The 14,995-nt window shown below is 46.0% G+C and carries 14 protein-coding genes; 6 read left to right on the top strand and 8 right to left on the bottom strand.

What is annotated here, in order from left to right:
* Window positions 1–36 precede the first annotated feature (36 nt).
* Genes M1E03_RS04140 through M1E03_RS04150 form a run of 3 tightly spaced genes read right to left on the bottom strand, consistent with a single transcriptional unit; the run spans window position 37 to window position 3,666 of the window.
* Window positions 37–1,158 carry a Ger(x)C family spore germination protein gene (locus tag M1E03_RS04140; RefSeq protein WP_026580092.1) on the bottom strand — a complete coding sequence of 374 codons (1,122 nt, stop codon included), beginning with the start codon at window positions 1,156–1,158 and terminating at the stop codon, window positions 37–39.
* Window positions 1,155–2,255 (bottom strand): endospore germination permease, encoded by a 1,101-nt coding sequence (locus tag M1E03_RS04145; protein WP_328038174.1) that lies wholly within the window; start codon window positions 2,253–2,255, stop codon window positions 1,155–1,157. The genes M1E03_RS04140 and M1E03_RS04145 overlap by 4 nt, the downstream gene beginning before the upstream one ends.
* Window positions 2,224–3,666: a spore germination protein gene (locus tag M1E03_RS04150; protein WP_095292308.1), complete on the bottom strand. Its 1,443-nt coding sequence runs from the start codon at window positions 3,664–3,666 to the stop codon at window positions 2,224–2,226. The genes M1E03_RS04145 and M1E03_RS04150 overlap by 32 nt, the downstream gene beginning before the upstream one ends.
* A gap of 125 nt (window positions 3,667–3,791) precedes the next feature.
* Between M1E03_RS04150 and M1E03_RS04155 the strand changes: the two genes are divergently transcribed.
* Together M1E03_RS04155 and fumC are read left to right on the top strand one after the other, a co-directional pair.
* Window positions 3,792–3,959: a YvzF family protein gene (locus M1E03_RS04155; RefSeq protein WP_020452898.1), complete on the top strand. Its 168-nt coding sequence runs from the start codon at window positions 3,792–3,794 to the stop codon at window positions 3,957–3,959.
* An 83-nt stretch (window positions 3,960–4,042) separates the two neighbouring features.
* Entirely contained in the window at window positions 4,043–5,431 is a 1,389-nt protein-coding gene (gene fumC / locus M1E03_RS04160) for a class II fumarate hydratase (protein ID WP_095292311.1), read from the top strand.
* Between the two features lie 46 nt (window positions 5,432–5,477).
* Here fumC and M1E03_RS04165 read toward each other — a convergent pair whose 3' ends face one another.
* Window positions 5,478–6,362, bottom strand: a complete 885-nt coding sequence (locus M1E03_RS04165) for a TetR/AcrR family transcriptional regulator (RefSeq protein WP_023856229.1) — start codon at window positions 6,360–6,362, stop codon at window positions 5,478–5,480.
* A gap of 187 nt (window positions 6,363–6,549) precedes the next feature.
* Between M1E03_RS04165 and spxO the strand changes: the two genes are divergently transcribed.
* Window positions 6,550–6,714 (top strand): anti-adapter protein SpxO, encoded by a 165-nt coding sequence (spxO, locus tag M1E03_RS04170; protein WP_023856228.1) that lies wholly within the window; start codon window positions 6,550–6,552, stop codon window positions 6,712–6,714.
* Window positions 6,715–6,737: 23 nt separating this feature from the next.
* Here spxO and M1E03_RS04175 read toward each other — a convergent pair whose 3' ends face one another.
* Together M1E03_RS04175 and M1E03_RS04180 are read right to left on the bottom strand one after the other, a co-directional pair.
* Entirely contained in the window at window positions 6,738–8,084 is a 1,347-nt protein-coding gene (locus M1E03_RS04175; protein ID WP_026580088.1) for a sensor histidine kinase, read from the bottom strand.
* Window positions 8,081–8,755, bottom strand: a complete 675-nt coding sequence (locus tag M1E03_RS04180) for a response regulator transcription factor (protein ID WP_023856226.1) — start codon at window positions 8,753–8,755, stop codon at window positions 8,081–8,083. Before M1E03_RS04180 ends, M1E03_RS04175 begins: the two co-directional genes overlap by 4 nt.
* A 238-nt stretch (window positions 8,756–8,993) precedes the next feature.
* On the opposite strand from M1E03_RS04180, the gene M1E03_RS04185 reads away from it, so the two are divergent.
* Window positions 8,994–10,364, top strand: a complete 1,371-nt coding sequence (locus M1E03_RS04185; protein WP_095292314.1) for a S1C family serine protease — start codon at window positions 8,994–8,996, stop codon at window positions 10,362–10,364.
* Between the two features lie 35 nt (window positions 10,365–10,399).
* Here the strand turns inward: M1E03_RS04185 and M1E03_RS04190 are convergent, their stop codons facing one another.
* Window positions 10,400–10,864, bottom strand: coding sequence for a Dps family protein (locus M1E03_RS04190; protein WP_020452896.1), 465 nt, complete (start codon window positions 10,862–10,864; stop codon window positions 10,400–10,402).
* Window positions 10,865–10,957: 93 nt separating this feature from the next.
* Window positions 10,958–11,800, bottom strand: coding sequence for an oxidoreductase (locus M1E03_RS04195; protein WP_101561492.1), 843 nt, complete (start codon window positions 11,798–11,800; stop codon window positions 10,958–10,960).
* Between the two features lie 141 nt (window positions 11,801–11,941).
* Here M1E03_RS04195 and M1E03_RS04200 point away from each other — a divergent pair, with 141 nt between their 5' ends.
* Together M1E03_RS04200 and M1E03_RS04205 are read left to right on the top strand one after the other, a co-directional pair.
* Window positions 11,942–13,096, top strand: coding sequence for a D-alanyl-D-alanine carboxypeptidase family protein (locus M1E03_RS04200; RefSeq protein ID WP_026580086.1), 1,155 nt, complete (start codon window positions 11,942–11,944; stop codon window positions 13,094–13,096).
* A 110-nt stretch (window positions 13,097–13,206) separates the two neighbouring features.
* Window positions 13,207–14,991: a M3 family oligoendopeptidase gene (locus M1E03_RS04205; protein ID WP_095292318.1), complete on the top strand. Its 1,785-nt coding sequence runs from the start codon at window positions 13,207–13,209 to the stop codon at window positions 14,989–14,991.
* The last annotated feature ends 4 nt before the right edge of the window (window positions 14,992–14,995 follow it).

A 14,995-nucleotide genomic window follows, 5' to 3' on the forward strand; every position in this document is an offset into this window, starting at 1 on the left:
ACCCTTTCACACACATTTTATCAGAAAAACGGGCCGCTAGCTGCTTTTTGTCGCACCTTTTGTCCCAAAGTCCTGAATTGTCGCTTTAATGTGAAAGTCGATATCGGCTTCGCTGAAGTGTTTATCCCAATTGGATCTGTCTCTTTCCCATTCCTTCGGAAAAGTGATTCGGGCATTGTCGGAAAGATCGGTGACGTCCGTTTTGATTTCGTGCTGCAGGACATGGATCAGACGTTCAACCCGCTTTTCGATGTCTCTTTGAACCGATTTCTCAATATTTTTAATGTATTGATCATTAAAAGAATCCTCCCCAAGATACCAGTCTTCTGACAGCCTTCCTTTAATATTGGCATTGATGACAAATTTGTACTTTCCGTTCTGCCTCATCGCCCGAACGCGGTGTGTCATCGAAAACACTTCATACGAGAATAAATGGCCATCATGCTTTGAGTCGATCACCCCTCCGTTTACATGGCCCGTTAATAAATTCAGCGCTTCGATCTGAGGAGGCGAAAGGTTTGCATGATATTTGTTGTTTTTGATCACGGCGCCTCCTTCAAGCTGCAGCTGCCCCTTTTCGACGACAACCTTCGGCATGATAAAAGACAAATCGGACTGCAATTTGATTGAAATGTCGCCCAATGTAACAGGATCGAGCAGCTTGATCGTTGATGCTCTGTTTTCAGAGATGTTGTGGATCACGTCAGACGCGGGATCTCCGGCATCATCAATCTTCAAAATGCTGCCGGCCGCCCCGGGCGTCATATAGACCTCACTGCTTCTTCTGATGCTGTTGTCCCGGATAAACTGATTGATCAACGCTTCCAGAGAAATATCGGATACAAGATCCTCCGAGAAAATCAGGACTTGCAGATGCTGCGAGAATACCGGGAAATTTTTCAAAGCGGTGGAACGGATGGTTTGATGAACCGTATTTCCAGAAGTGGACACCACTTTGGTCGGATCCTGAGCGCTGCCGTCTTGTCCGATCTTTTTAGGAACGAGAAACTGATACGTCAATTTCACCTTTTTATCATCTTCACCTTTATCGAGGGCAAGGCCGATGGCGATGCTGAGTTTTTCAATCTGCCTGCTGTCCCAGCAGCCTGTTAAAAGGAGAAGCAGGGACAAGACTGCTAACATTCCCTTTTTTTTCACGAAGACGTAAACCTCCTTTTGACGGACACGAGCAAAAAGATCAGAAGGGGTAGCGCGCAGAAGACAACGATAAAGATATACCCGAGGTAATCGCTGAAGGCGCTGACCTGGTTGGCGTCCCGCGGAACAAGAGATACCAGATAAACAATGGCGCCGACAAAGAGGACGTTTTTTTTCACAGGCCAACCGAATACGTTTTCAAGTCCTGAGGCGGCAAAGTACGTATAGACGACAAATGTTGTGAAAAACTGGATCGTCCAAATGACGAGCAAAAAAGATTCGAACCTTTCGATGAAAATCCCTCTTATCTCAAAAGACTGAAATAACGAGATCGTCGGCCATGTCATTGTCATAACCTCAGTCGCTGTCAGCGCCCCGACAACGACCGTGAAGGTGAGAATATATAAGAAGAGCGGGATCCCAAATCCGATCGCGGATGCTTTAAAGAGCTTTTCTTTGTTTTTAATGTATTTCGGCAGAAACATCATCAGCTCCACCCCTAAAAATGAAATGGAAACCACCGTCAAAGCTCTGCTGACCGGCTCCAATCCAAGGCCGAGAACCGGACGCAAATGGTTCAGCTGAAACATATTCATACTCAGTCCGTAAACGATGAGAAGAACGACGATCGTAATGGACAGAAAGAACGGAAATAGCTTGGACATATCGCTGATACCGCCGATGACCAAATAAATTGCACAAACGATAAAAGCAAAAATTGTCACGCCCATCGGTGTGAACTGAAGAAGGAAAAACTTTGCCATTTCAGCCATTGCCCTTGCTTCAAAGCTGGCCACGCCCATGAAGTATAAAACGATTAAAAGGTTGAGAATATTCCCGATCATAAAGCCGCAGCCTTCTCTTGTGTAATCAAAAAAAGACAGGACGTTGTGCTTTTTAACGATTTTGGCATTGATGTAGATAATGAGAAAAAAGACGAGCCCCTCTACGATCAATACGATCCATCCATCTGGCGACAGCGTCTTTTGCGTCAGCGCCCTCGGCAGCGTTAGCAGGCCTGCCCCGAGCATTGTGCTCGTAATGATCGAAGCGGCTTCATATGTGCTAATCCGATCGTGCTGATTTCTTGGAACCATTTTCAGGGTTCACCTCCCGGTCTTTTGTTGGCAGACGAATGATGGCTTCATCGGTATGTTTTAAGCTGAAAAAATGGTTCGGGTTAAAATACGGGATGCCGAAGCTCCTTTGCCTGACCAAATGAGTGAAGATGACGAGCATGCATAATATGATCCCGTAAAGTCCGAACACGGATGCAGCTATCATGGAAATAAACCGCAGCACGCGAAACGACAGGCCCATGCCGTACTGCGGCACAGTAAATGACGCAAGGGCGATAATGCTGACGATGATTACCATCACGGAGCTGACGATATTGGCTTCGACCGCCGCCTGGCCGATGACGACTCCTCCCACGAGGCCGATTGTCTGGCCGAGCGGATTGGGAAGCCGCAGTCCTGCTTCCCTTAAGAGTTCGATCGTTACTTCCATAATCATCGCTTCAAGGAGCGGCGGAAACGGCACATTTTCGCGCGTGCTTGCAATCGTAACAGCGAGTGCTGTCGGCAGCATCCCTTGATGAAAAGACACAAGCGAAATATAAAACGCCGACAGGAACAAGGTGATGAAAATCGAGCTGAACCGGAGAAATCTAATTAAGGTCGCGGCGATCCACCTTTCATAAAAATCGTCCGGGGACTGCATCACCATTCCGAAAGAAGCGGGAACGATCAGGGCAAATGGCGAGTAATCGACAAAGATGGCGATCCGTCCATTAAACAGCGCTGAAGAAACCTTGTCAGGCCTTTCGGTGTTCTGAATCTGCGGGAACGGCGAGTACTTATTATCCTCGATTAATTCTTCAAGAACCCCGGTATCCTGAATGTCATCCAGCCGAACCTTCTTGAGGCGTTTTTTTAGATCTTTAATGACCGAATCGTCCGCTTTGCCCTGGATATAGATAATGGTCGCGTCTTTAAACTTGTTCTTGCCGATCGGTATTTTTTCCACGGTCAGTTCTTGATCCGGGACACGCTGCCTGACCAGGGCCACATTTGTATCGACATCCTCGATAAAGCCGATTTTCGGGCCTCTGACGACGTTTTCCGTATCTACGACTCCAAGACTTCTTTTCTTTTTCTCAGATGTTGGCAGCGCAAAAATAACATTCATGCCATTGATCAAGAGCAGGCACTTTCCTTTGAATATCGCGTTGATGGCGTCTTTTTCTTTTGTAACGGGTTCCGCATTCAGCTTATTTAAACGGAGACGGACATCCTCCAGTGAATAAGAGCTGTCATCCGAGACCAACAATTTCGCCGCTTTTTGGATTTTCTTATCATCATTCAAATCTTTAAAGTACAAAAAGTAAAAAATGATTCCGTTTTTCAGCATTTTTTTGTTTTGAATCAGATCATCGTTGTGCTCAAGATGGGGAAGAAGAATTGCGAGATTCTCATGGATGTGTTCCTTGAATTCCGACTGAGTCATGATCGTCACCTGCCTGGTGTTTCTGGAATTTGATATAGGTTATCTTTTCCTGTTAAAAAAACAATATACTGTGTTACAGTAGTGTTTGGTGAAATTTTCATTGAACAGAGACGGAGTGAGAAAAGTTGGCGCAGATCAGGCTTACGGGGAAACCGGAAGAGATTGAACGCATTATCCAATCTTTTTCTAAGCATTATGAGGTTTCATATGTATCGAAAGAATACGGCAAGACAAACCCGAAATATAAATATGCAAAAGATTCCCGAGTTTATATTGAGCTAAAATTAAAATAAAGATAAAATTTAAATGGAAGGGTTTTATCGATTTTTATCGAAATATAGATTATTGCAGATTGAGAGAAGGAAGGGATTCGAAAGTGGATTACAGAATTGAAAAAGATACGATGGGTGAAGTCAAGGTTCCCGCCGATAAGTTTTGGGGAGCTCAAACCCAAAGAAGCAAGGAGAACTTTAAAATCGGTTCTGAGAAAATGCCGCAGGAAATTGTGTATGCGTTTGCAATCCTAAAAAGAAGCGCCGCGATTGCCAATGAAAAGCTTGGCAATCTTGAAGCGGAAAAAAAGGAAGCGATTGTTTCCGTATGCGATGATATTTTAGAAGGAAAGTATGACAGCCATTTTCCGCTGGTCGTCTGGCAGACCGGGAGCGGAACACAGAGCAACATGAATATGAATGAAGTCGTGGCAAACAGGGGAACGGCTTATTTGCAGGAAAAAGGCTCAAGCCTGAAGATTCATCCGAATGATGATGTCAACCGCAGCCAAAGCTCTAACGATACATTCCCGACAGCGATGCACGTGGCTGCTGTCCTCGCGATTCACGATAAACTGATCCCGGCGATTGACCGTTTGAGAGGCACGCTGCATGAAAAAGCTGAAGCGTTCAAAGACATTGTCAAAATCGGCCGCACTCATTTGCAGGACGCGACACCGCTGACATTGGGACAGGAAATCAGCGGCTGGGTATACATGCTGGACCGTTCTAAAGAGATGATCCTTGAATCGGCTGACAAAATCCGCGATCTTGCCATCGGCGGAACTGCCGTGGGAACAGGCATTAATGCTCACCCTGAATTCGGAAGCACTGTTGCCGGAGAGATCAGCGCCTTGACCGGACAGACATTCAAAAGCTCGCCTAATAAGTTTCATGCGCTGACAAGCCATGATGAACTGACACACGTGCATGGCGCACTTAAAGCGCTTGCGGCAGATCTCATGAAAATCGCCAATGATGTCAGATGGCTTGCAAGCGGGCCGCGCTGCGGAATCGGCGAATTGATTATTCCGGAAAATGAGCCGGGAAGCTCGATCATGCCTGGAAAAGTAAACCCTACGCAAAGCGAAGCGCTGACAATGGTCGCATCCCAAATCATGGGGAATGACGCAACGATCGGCTTTGCCGCGAGCCAGGGGAACTTTGAGCTGAACGTCTTTAAACCGGTGATTATATACAACTTCCTGCAATCCGTTCAGCTTCTTGCCGACGGCATGAATTCATTCCATGACAAGTGTGCCGTGGGAATTGAGCCTAATCGGGAAACAATTGAAAAGAACCTGACCAATTCTCTCATGCTGGTTACGGCTTTAAATCCGCATATCGGATACGAAAATGCGGCGAAAATCGCGAAGCTGGCCCATAAAGAAGGGCTGACGCTGAAAGAAGCGGCGCTCAAACTGAACCTTTTAACAGAGGAGCAGTTCGACGAAGTTGTTAAACCTGAAGAAATGGTGAAACCGAAAGCATAATCAACAAAACCGGCTGCATGTATTGCAGCCGGTTTTGTTTTGCGAATCATCCGTGCGGATGGTGCATGTCTTTTTTGATCAATTCAGCGAGTTTGTCCGTTTCTTTTCGAATCGCATCATATTCCTTCAAGTTGGATATCATGCCTTTGATGATGGCGTTTTTGCGCTTTTCTTTTCTAAGCTCTTTTTCCAGAATATCCAGGCTTTCGGCAAGATCGGCAGGAGGAGCGCCGTTGTACTGCTTGTTCGCTTTGACACGCATTTCATTGAGGAGGGCGTCCTTCAGCGGATCAAATGTGTAAAAGGGGCCGAACCACTCGTCTGCTTTTTCGAATGAAATCAGCGGCTGATCATTGCGCTTGATCATCCCCTTTGCCAAATCGTCGAGGCGGTTCAGCATGTGGTCGGCGAGAGACTGCAGGTCGAACGAATGGTGCAGCAAAATCATCAGCTCAAGATAGACATCGCTCATTCCGTTGATCATAAAGCACAGTTCGGCGCTGTACGGTTCAATGTCTTTGCCGTAAATGTTCTGGATGTTTTCGATGTGCAGCCTGAGCGTGGTTCTCCGCATTTTTTTCGCGAACGCTTCAATTTCGTCATTGATCGGCATTGACCGCTCATTAAACTGCATCGTGATAAACTCTTTGTGCTCCAAAATGTTTTCGAAAAAAACGACGAGCTGCATCCGGTACACATCGCGCGGATGGTCATGCTCCGTTTTGATTTTCTGAATTCGGGTAAAGATTCTTTCATAGTAGTAGTGAAGGACTGAAAGGAGGAGCGCTTCCTTTGATTTGAAATAAATGTAGAAAGCGCCTTTTGACATTTGGCACTCTTTTGCAATCTCCTGAACTGAAGTAGAGCTGTATCCTTTTTTTGCGAAAAGTTTGATGGCTGTTTCAATAATGACTTTCTCTTTTTGTTTCATTGCTTTCACCTTCCTGAAAGATCGAACCCGAAAGCGGCTTTCGGCGGACCGTGGTGACTGGCGGGTCACTTTTTCTGCTCCGTTATATTTTTAACTAGATTGTAACTTGTTTTTTTGTTTGATATTATTTATATTATAAAGTAAGGTGACCGAGTGGTCAAAATTTGTGGAGAAAGGGTGAAGGTTGATGAAAGAAATCGATGATATGATCAGGCGTCTGCGCAGCAGGGGAATTAAGGTGGACAAAGTCAAATATCCAAAGCATGTCCTGTGCGAAAAGAAATGGATGAAAAAGCCGAAAAACACGATGAAGCCCAGCTATCGGGATTTCAACGGCTATTCGTTTATATGAAAAAAGACTGCAGCGTCTACAGTCTAATTTCGCGGAACGGATATTGAGTAGCACACACCGGTTTGATCATTCCGAATGGTCATGTCAGCATGGTGGAGCGTCAAGATTCGTTTAACGATGCTGAGTCCAATGCCGAATTCGCCTTTCTTCCCTTTATTAAAAGGCTCATACAGGCTGGAAAGCATCTCTTCTTCAATGTGTGGTCCGTCATTTTTAATGGTGATCAACGTATGTTTTTTCGTCGACCTGACGCTGATTTCAATGCATGTCTCCGCATAGCGGATCTGGTTTTCAAGAACGTTTTCCAACAGCTTGCTCCATTGTTCTTGATCGCCCGTCAACATTGTTTCCTCTTCAAGATCAATCTTCCAGTTCAATTCTTTTTTGGACCATTTCAAGCGTTCAACAACTTCTTTAATGACCTCTTGTATATCAAAAGTTCCGTACTGTCTTTCTTGTCTCAGCAAATAATCAAGCTTTGTCAGATAAAGAAGATCCTTGATTTTCTTTTCAAGTTTTTCAGCTTCGCCTTCAATGACTTCAATCGTGTTTTCCAAATCTCCTTTAGGGTAGATGCCGTCTTTGATCGACTGGGTATACCCGCGGATGACCATGACCGGCGTTTTCAGATCGTGGGAGATGTTTTGCAGGAGCGTGCGTTCTGTCTCATCTTTCTGGATGAGCTTTTGCCGCATGTCCTCAATGGTGTGCCCGAGCTTGCCGATTTCGTCTTCCCTGTCGACAATCACGGGATCATCCCAGTCCTGTTTAGAGATTTGTTTGACGTGTTTTTCAAGCGTGACGAGCGGTCTTGATAAATATTTCGCCAGCCAGATGGAAGGAATCCAGCTCAGCAAAATGACGACAATCAAAATAAACAGCAGCTGCTTAAACAGCGTATGGGACAAATCGTCCCTGTATGAATCAAGCGCATAGGACAATAGCAGAAACGTCTGGTCCTGGGTCTGGATTTTTTTGAGCACAAAGAAAATGTGCTCTCCGTTGACATTCTCCGAATACCTTTTTGAGGACTCGTCCTGTCTTTTGCCGAGCTTCTGAACCTTCTCGATAAATGAATCAGGGAGAATCTGCGGGCTTTGGTAGACGGTTCCTCTCTCAGGCAGTAGGACGTGCTGAACGTGGCGGTTTGTGCTTCGTGAGCCGCTGCTTCCGCCGAAGCCTCTTTCCGGTGAATCGGAAAATCCGTATTCTGTCAGAACATGCTGCTCATTTTCAATGTTCGTATAAATTTCGTCAGTAAAAAAGTTCTGCAGTGTTGTCGAGAATAAAAACGTCAGCAAAATCGAGACCGTTAACAGGATGCCGCAAATGACACTCCAAATTTGAAAGGCGAGCGACCTGTTCTTCATGATTTCAACATCCTGTAGCCGAACCCGTAGATGGTTTCCACTTTCAGTTCGGGCATTTTCTTGCGCAGCCTTCTGACAAGATCGTCAACGACGCGGTCGGTTCCGAAGTAATCGTCTCCCCAGACGCTGGTGAGGATATCCTCCCTTGAAAAGGCGCGGCCTTTGTTGTTTATAAATAGAAGCAGAAGATCAAATTCCTTTGACGTCAAATTGATCATGCTGCCATTTTCATAGACTTCTCTCAAGTCTTCATAGACTTCATAGCAGGAAACCGGCGTTCCTTTTTTCATTTCTCCCGGTTCTTCTTTATATATCAGCTTGAGCAGCTTTTGTACGCGGATGATCAGTTCCCTGGGGAGAAACGGCTTAGATATATAGTCACTGCTGCCCAGCTCAAGCCCCAGCACTCTGTCAATATCGGCATCGCGTGCAGAAATAAAAATGACGGGGACTTCCGGATCATGATTTTTTATTTCTTTTATTAGCGTATACCCGTCGATATCTGGTAACATGATATCGAGAATCCATAAATGAGGTGACTGGCCTATTTTTTGCCTGGCACTTTCACCGTTTAGAAAAGAAGTGACGTGCCAGCCTTCACTCTCTAAGTATTTTGTCAGCAATTCATTTAAATTCTCTTCATCTTCAACTAGATAAATGGAGTATGACAAGAGCGGTTCACATCCTTTCTACGTCATTATACTAGTTTTAACATAAGTCTGGTCAATTTTCATAATTTCACATATTCTTTTCATTTTTATCCCACAATGTTTTCGTAACATACTCATCAGGGAAGAAAGGGAATGAAAACAGAGTGAACGACGGCCGGGTCTCTTTTTTTGTGGATGTTAAAGCTTTTATGCCATTTGCGATAGTTGAAGACAAGAAAAATAAAGGAAGTGTACGCTTATGGATTTTAGACGCGATGACGAACAAAAACATGCAAATGAAGAGCAGCTTCGCGAAGAAGCGCAGACGCCGCAAACGGCAGGTTCTGAGGAGCAGCAGTCAGAACAGCCGGCAAAGGAGCCCGAGCTGATTTTAAAGAAAGATACAGACGATCAGTCAGATCTTACGAATAAAGAAACCGCTGCAGCCCTGGAAGATGCCAAGGAAACGAGAGCGGCAAAAGAAAAGCGGCGTAAGGCTTCGTGGCTGAGCCCGATTTTGGGCGGCATCATCGGGGGCGGTTTAGTGCTTGGAATCTCTCCGTATCTTCCGGGCGATCATCCGAGCGAAACCGCCGGAACCGAACAGACAGAGCCAAAGCAGTCGCAGAATTTCAACACAAAACCTGTCACAAACGCAGATAACGTGCCTGATATGGTGGAAGATTTGGAGCCTGCAATCGTCGGCGTTTCAAATATTCAAACGAGCTTCGGCTTCTCTGAGGACGACGTGGAGGAAAGCGGCACGGGATCAGGCGTCGTCTTTAAGAAAGACGGCGGCAAGGCCTACATTATTACAAACAACCATGTCGTTGAAGGCGCTTCGAAGGTAACCATCTCCTTATACAACGGTAAGACAGCGGATGCCAAGATTATCGGCAGTGACGCTTTGACTGATCTGGCTGTTTTAGAGATCAGCAGCAAAGGCGTTGATAAGGTTGCAAGTTTCGGAGATTCCGCAAAACTTCGCGCCGGTGAAAAAGTAATCGCGATCGGGAACCCTCTTGGCCTTCAATTTTCAAGAACGGTTACAGAAGGTATCATCAGCGGTGTCAACCGGACAATTGAAGTCTCCACATCTGAAGGGAATTGGGATATGAACGTTCTTCAGACAGATGCGGCGATCAACCCTGGAAACAGCGGCGGCCCTCTGATTAACAGCAGCGGGCAGGTAATCGGCATCAACAGCCTGAAGATCAGCCAAAGCGGTGTTGAATCACTTGGTTTCGCGATTCCGAGCAATGATGTTCAGCCGATCGTTGACGAGCTTTTGCAAAAAGGAAAAGTGGAGCGGCCTTTCCTGGGTGTGCAAATGATCGATATGCAGCAGGTGCCGGAACAGTATCAGCAAAATACGCTTGGCCTTTTCGGAGACCAGCTCAATAAAGGCGTGTACGTCGATAAAGTATCGCCGAAATCGCCTGCGGCTGATGCGGGCATGAAAGCCGGCGACGTCATTACCAAAATGAACGGCAAAAACGTCGAAACCACTTCAGATCTCAGAAAAATTCTTTATACTGAAGCAAAAGCAGGAGATACCGTCACATTTGAGGTGCTGAGAAACGGAAAGCAAACAACAATGAAAGCAAAGCTTGCGAAAAGCAAATCATAAATAAAAGCCATGGCGTCTGCCATGGCTTTTTCATATTACTTGTCCAAAAATGAACTAAGCATCCAAATTTGCTTATCAATTTCCTCTGTCAGGGCGATATAAAGGTCAGCGGTAGAATGGTCTGATTTTTCTTCCGCCAGTTCTATGGTATGCTGAATTTCATCGCGGATTTGACGGTAATCGCTGACAAGTGCGGAAACCATTTCTTCGGCCGTTTTTTCGGATCCGTTTTCCTCGATTGTGCCGTGGTCAAGGTATTCTTTCATTGTGGCAAGCGGCTGTCCGCCGATGGCCAGCAAGCGTTCCGCGACCACATCTGCCGTTTCTGCGGCATGGTTGTAAAGCTCTTCGAATTTTTCATGAAGGGTAAAGAACTGCGGCCCTTTTACATACCAGTGAAAACGGTGAAGCTTCGTGTAGAGAATGAACCAGTTGGACAAATTCGTATTCATTGAGTTTTCAAGTACAGGATTTTGCTGTTTTAATTGTTGAGAGATCATGTGATATTTCCTCCTCGTGTTTTCATTTGTTAATTATATTATAACAAATATAAGATTAAAATCAATACTAAATTATAATTATTTTAAATAACCTTATTTAAACAAATTTTTAATGACCGCGCGTTCCCAAATCCTCCATGGCAGGGCGCTGTGGAGGAGGATCATGAGGCGGACGCCCCTGCCGATCGGATAGCGCAGCCTGTTCAGCCGCTTTTTTACTGCGAGGCGGCAAATCAGTTCAGCCACATCATCAGGGTTTCCGTAATGTTGGCGGTTCGCCGCAATGTAGGCGGAGATTCGCTCAAAATATGTACTGTACCGTGATTCGGCTTCAGGTGCAGTGACCTGGGCGGCAAATGATGTCTCCCAAATCGCCGTCTGATACGATCCCGGCTGGACGACGGCCACATCGATTCCGAATGGGCGGAGTTCGAGGCGGAGGCTTTCTGAAAAGCCTTCAACCGCATGCTTTGATGAAGCATATGCCGAGAAAGCGGGGAAAGCGATCTGTCCGCTGATACTGCTCAGATTAATGATTTTGGCGCCGCTGTGTTTCTTCATATAAGGAAGGACCGCTTTCGTTACCGCCATCAGGCCGAAAACATTTGTCTCATACTGTTTTCTGTAGTCGTCAAGAGAAAGCTCTTCAGTAAATCCGCCGTATGCCGTTCCTGCATTATTGACGAGAACGTCTATCTGTCCGTACGGTTTCAGCTCTTCGGTAAATGTTGAAATCGATTGTTCGTTTGTGACATCTAGTTCAGTGACGGCAATCGATGAATCGATCGAAAGCTCCGCTATGCGGTTCCGTAAAGCTTCCGCTTTTTCGGGATGGCGCGCCGTTGCGATGACGAAATGAGTGCCGGCGAGTTTTAAAGCGGTCAATAAACCAAATCCGCTCGTCGCGCCTGTTACGATGGCGATTTTATTATTCAATGAGTTTCCTCCATTCAAAATTTTGGCTTGTTGACAAAAAAAGGCTTGTCAGCGGCAGTTTATCATTGATAAAATTTAAAAAGTGCTAAAAGACCTATTTTTTATAAAAAACGCAAGAGAGAAAGAAGGCAGGGTGACACGATGAATGTTAAACGATCCCTCCTGTTCATTATTGTACTATGTCTGACGCTGTTTTTTCATAGCTCGGCTCAAGCAGGAGAAAAAAACAAACCGGAAATTAAAAGTGTTTCCGCCATATTGATCGATGGGAAATCGGGGCAGGTTCTCTATGAAAAAAACAGCCGCAAAAAAATGTACCCGGCCAGCATTACAAAAATTGCCACGGCGATTTATGCAATAGAAAACGGAAATCTAGAAGATCGTGTGAAAGTCAGCAAAAATGCTGCTCAAACGGAAGGATCAAGCGTATATCTGGAAGCGGGGGAGTCGGTTCCATTAAAACGGCTGCTCCAAGGGCTGCTGATGAATTCGGGAAATGACGCCGGAACGGCGATCGCCGAACATGTCAGCGGAAGCGTGAAACAGTTTGCGGATGATTTGAACGCGTTTATTGCTGAGCATGCCGGAGTGCATGACACTCATTTTGTGAATCCTCACGGACTGTTTGACAAAAATCATTATACGACGTCCGCCGACATGGCGAGAATTACCGAGTACGCAATGAAAAACAAAACGTTTCGAGCGCTTTTTTCGGAAAAGCAAACGTCATGGCACGGACAGACGTGGGACACGACGCTGAAAAACCATCACCGAATGCTGACAGGTGAGATTCCTTACAAAGGAATAACCGGCGGCAAAACAGGATTTGTGGATGAATCAAAGCATACCCTTGTCACAACGGCAACACGGGGCAGCCTTAATTTAATCGCCGTCATCATGAAGGCCGATAGCAAGAAAATGATGTACAGCGATACAAAAACGCTTCTGGATGAAGGATTTCACAATTACGAGACACAAGAACTCAAAAAGGGAGAGGCGTTTACCGACCAGAACGGGACAAGCCATGAACTGAAAAACCCTTTATACGTGACGAAAAAGAAAGGCGAAGCCCTGAGTGAAAATGTAGACAGCGACGGAATTCTGAACATTAAAGGAGAGGACGGCAGGCTGCTTCAGGCCCTGCAAATCGCAGAACCATTCAGCGCGGAAATATCAAGCGGCACAGATGCTGTTCAAGGCCCGCCGCAAAGTAAAGGCGGATTGTATTTATTTGTGTTCGGCCTAATCGGTTTATTGACGGCCAGCTATGCGGTCAAACGGATGAGGCAGCTGTAATATGATCAGGGAAGAGGCGTGCCGGCTCACAAGTCGGCCGTTTTTTATTTGCCCTGAAAAGCCAAATTTATCTTATAATGGAAACAAGCCAATGAAAGGGGACGGGAACAATGACATTTCATCAACTTAAAGATACGTGGGATCTCGAGGTTTTCTTTAAAGGCGGGAGCGGCTCCGTCGAGTTCCGTCAATATTTAAATGAAATTAAAGCGCTGCTTTCAACTTTTAAACGCTCTGCCGAGGCTCTTACCGTCTCAAAAAGCGGTCTTGATGAATTGAAGGAAACACTGGCGCTTTTTGAAACAATTGATGTTAAAATCCGCGAAGCAGACGCTTTTGTCGGATGTCTCCAAGCGCAGGACACCGCGGATTTAAAGGCGAATGCCCTTAATTTTGAGGTCACCCAGCTCGCTGCCGATGCTCAGAAGGCGCTGGTCGTGCTTGACAGCAAATTTGCCGTTGTCTCAAATGAAGAATGGGAAGCGATCCTTCAAGAAGAAGGCATTTCCAATATCTCTTATATTTTGAATGAGAGAAGGGAGCGGGTAACGGAAAAGCTTGGTTCCGAACAGGAAACATTGATTCAAGGTTTGTCTGTTGACGGATATCATGCTTGGGGTGATATGTACGACAGCATCGTCGACCAAATTCAAATCCCGTATGAAGAAGATGGCGAGACGAAAATTCTGTCTGTCGGACAGGCGCAGAACCTGACATCTAAACCTGACAGAAAGATCCGCCGCTCCGTATCGGAAAATTTGGACCACGGCTGGGAACAGCACGCTGATTTGCTCAGCAGCACGCTGAATCACCTCGCCGGTTTCAGACTGAACGTCTATGAGGCGAGAGGCTGGGACAATGTATTAAAAGAACCCCTGGACATCAATCGCATGAAGCAGGAAACCCTTGATGTCATGTGGCAGGTCATTATTGATCATAAAAAGCCGTTTGCAGACTATCTTTCCCGGAAGGCGTCTATGCTTGGGCTGGATAAACTGAGCTGGTATGACGTCGAAGCGCCGATCGGTTCAGCGGCAAAGGAATATTCGTATCAAGAGGCAGCCGCTTTTATTACCGGGCAGTTTAAAACGTTTGGAGAAAAGCTCTCCTCCTTTGCTGAAAAAGCGCTCAGAGACAGATGGGTTGAAGCTGAGGACAGGGGAGGCAAACGCCCGGGCGGCTTTTGCGCCAATTTTCCTGACAGCGGGGAATCGAGAATATTTATGACATTTGCAGGAAGCCAGTCAAACGTTTCCACGCTGGCGCATGAGCTTGGCCATGCCTTTCATCAGGAATCCATGCTGGACGTCAGACCGCTAAACAGGGCGTACGCGATGAACGTGGCGGAAACCGCGTCTACTTTTGCAGAAATGATCGTGGCTGATGCGGCATTAAAACAAGCCGGTTCAGACGAAGAAAAACTCGTCCTTCTGGAAGATAAAGTCCAGCGAAGCGTCGCCTTTTTTATGAACATTCACGCGAGGTTTCTATTTGAAACCCGCTTTTACGATGAACGAAAAAACGGCGTCGTATCCGCCGGAAGACTGAACGAGCTGATGGAAGAAGCTCAGAAAGAAGCGTTTTGCGGCGCGCTTGGCGAGTATCATCCGTATTTTTGGGCATCAAAGCTTCATTTTTATATTACGTCTGTCCCGTTCTACAATTTTCCTTATACGTTCGGCTACTTGTTTTCGCTTGGCATTTACGCGCAAGCGCTGAAAGAGGGGGCGGCGTTTGAAGAAAAATATATCGCGCTCTTAAAAGATACAGCCTCCATGTCTGTTGAGGAACTGGCGATGAAGCATCTCGGCGCCGATCTGACGAAGCGGGATTTCTGGGAAGCGGCCATTCAGCCGGCTGTCCGTGATGCAGAAGCATTGTTAGAGATGATATAAAGGC

Source organism: Bacillus sp. PK6-013, assembly GCF_054161445.1.

What these genes read in the sequence shown, in the direction of transcription:
- M1E03_RS04145 (WP_328038174.1), bottom strand. Translation starts at nt 2,255, where the DNA reads ATGGTTCCAAGAAATCAGCACGATCGGATTAGCACATATGAAGCCGCT.
- M1E03_RS04150 (WP_095292308.1), bottom strand. Translation starts at nt 3,666, where the DNA reads ATGACTCAGTCGGAATTCAAGGAACACATCCATGAGAATCTCGCAATT.
- M1E03_RS04165 (WP_023856229.1), bottom strand. Translation starts at nt 6,362, where the DNA reads ATGAAACAAAAAGAGAAAGTCATTATTGAAACAGCCATCAAACTTTTC.
- spxO (WP_023856228.1), top strand. Translation starts at nt 6,550, where the DNA reads ATGAAAGAAATCGATGATATGATCAGGCGTCTGCGCAGCAGGGGAATT.
- M1E03_RS04175 (WP_026580088.1), bottom strand. Translation starts at nt 8,084, where the DNA reads ATGAAGAACAGGTCGCTCGCCTTTCAAATTTGGAGTGTCATTTGCGGC.
- M1E03_RS04185 (WP_095292314.1), top strand. Translation starts at nt 8,994, where the DNA reads ATGGATTTTAGACGCGATGACGAACAAAAACATGCAAATGAAGAGCAG.
- M1E03_RS04190 (WP_020452896.1), bottom strand. Translation starts at nt 10,864, where the DNA reads ATGATCTCTCAACAATTAAAACAGCAAAATCCTGTACTTGAAAACTCA.
- M1E03_RS04200 (WP_026580086.1), top strand. Translation starts at nt 11,942, where the DNA reads ATGAATGTTAAACGATCCCTCCTGTTCATTATTGTACTATGTCTGACG.
- M1E03_RS04205 (WP_095292318.1), top strand. Translation starts at nt 13,207, where the DNA reads ATGACATTTCATCAACTTAAAGATACGTGGGATCTCGAGGTTTTCTTT.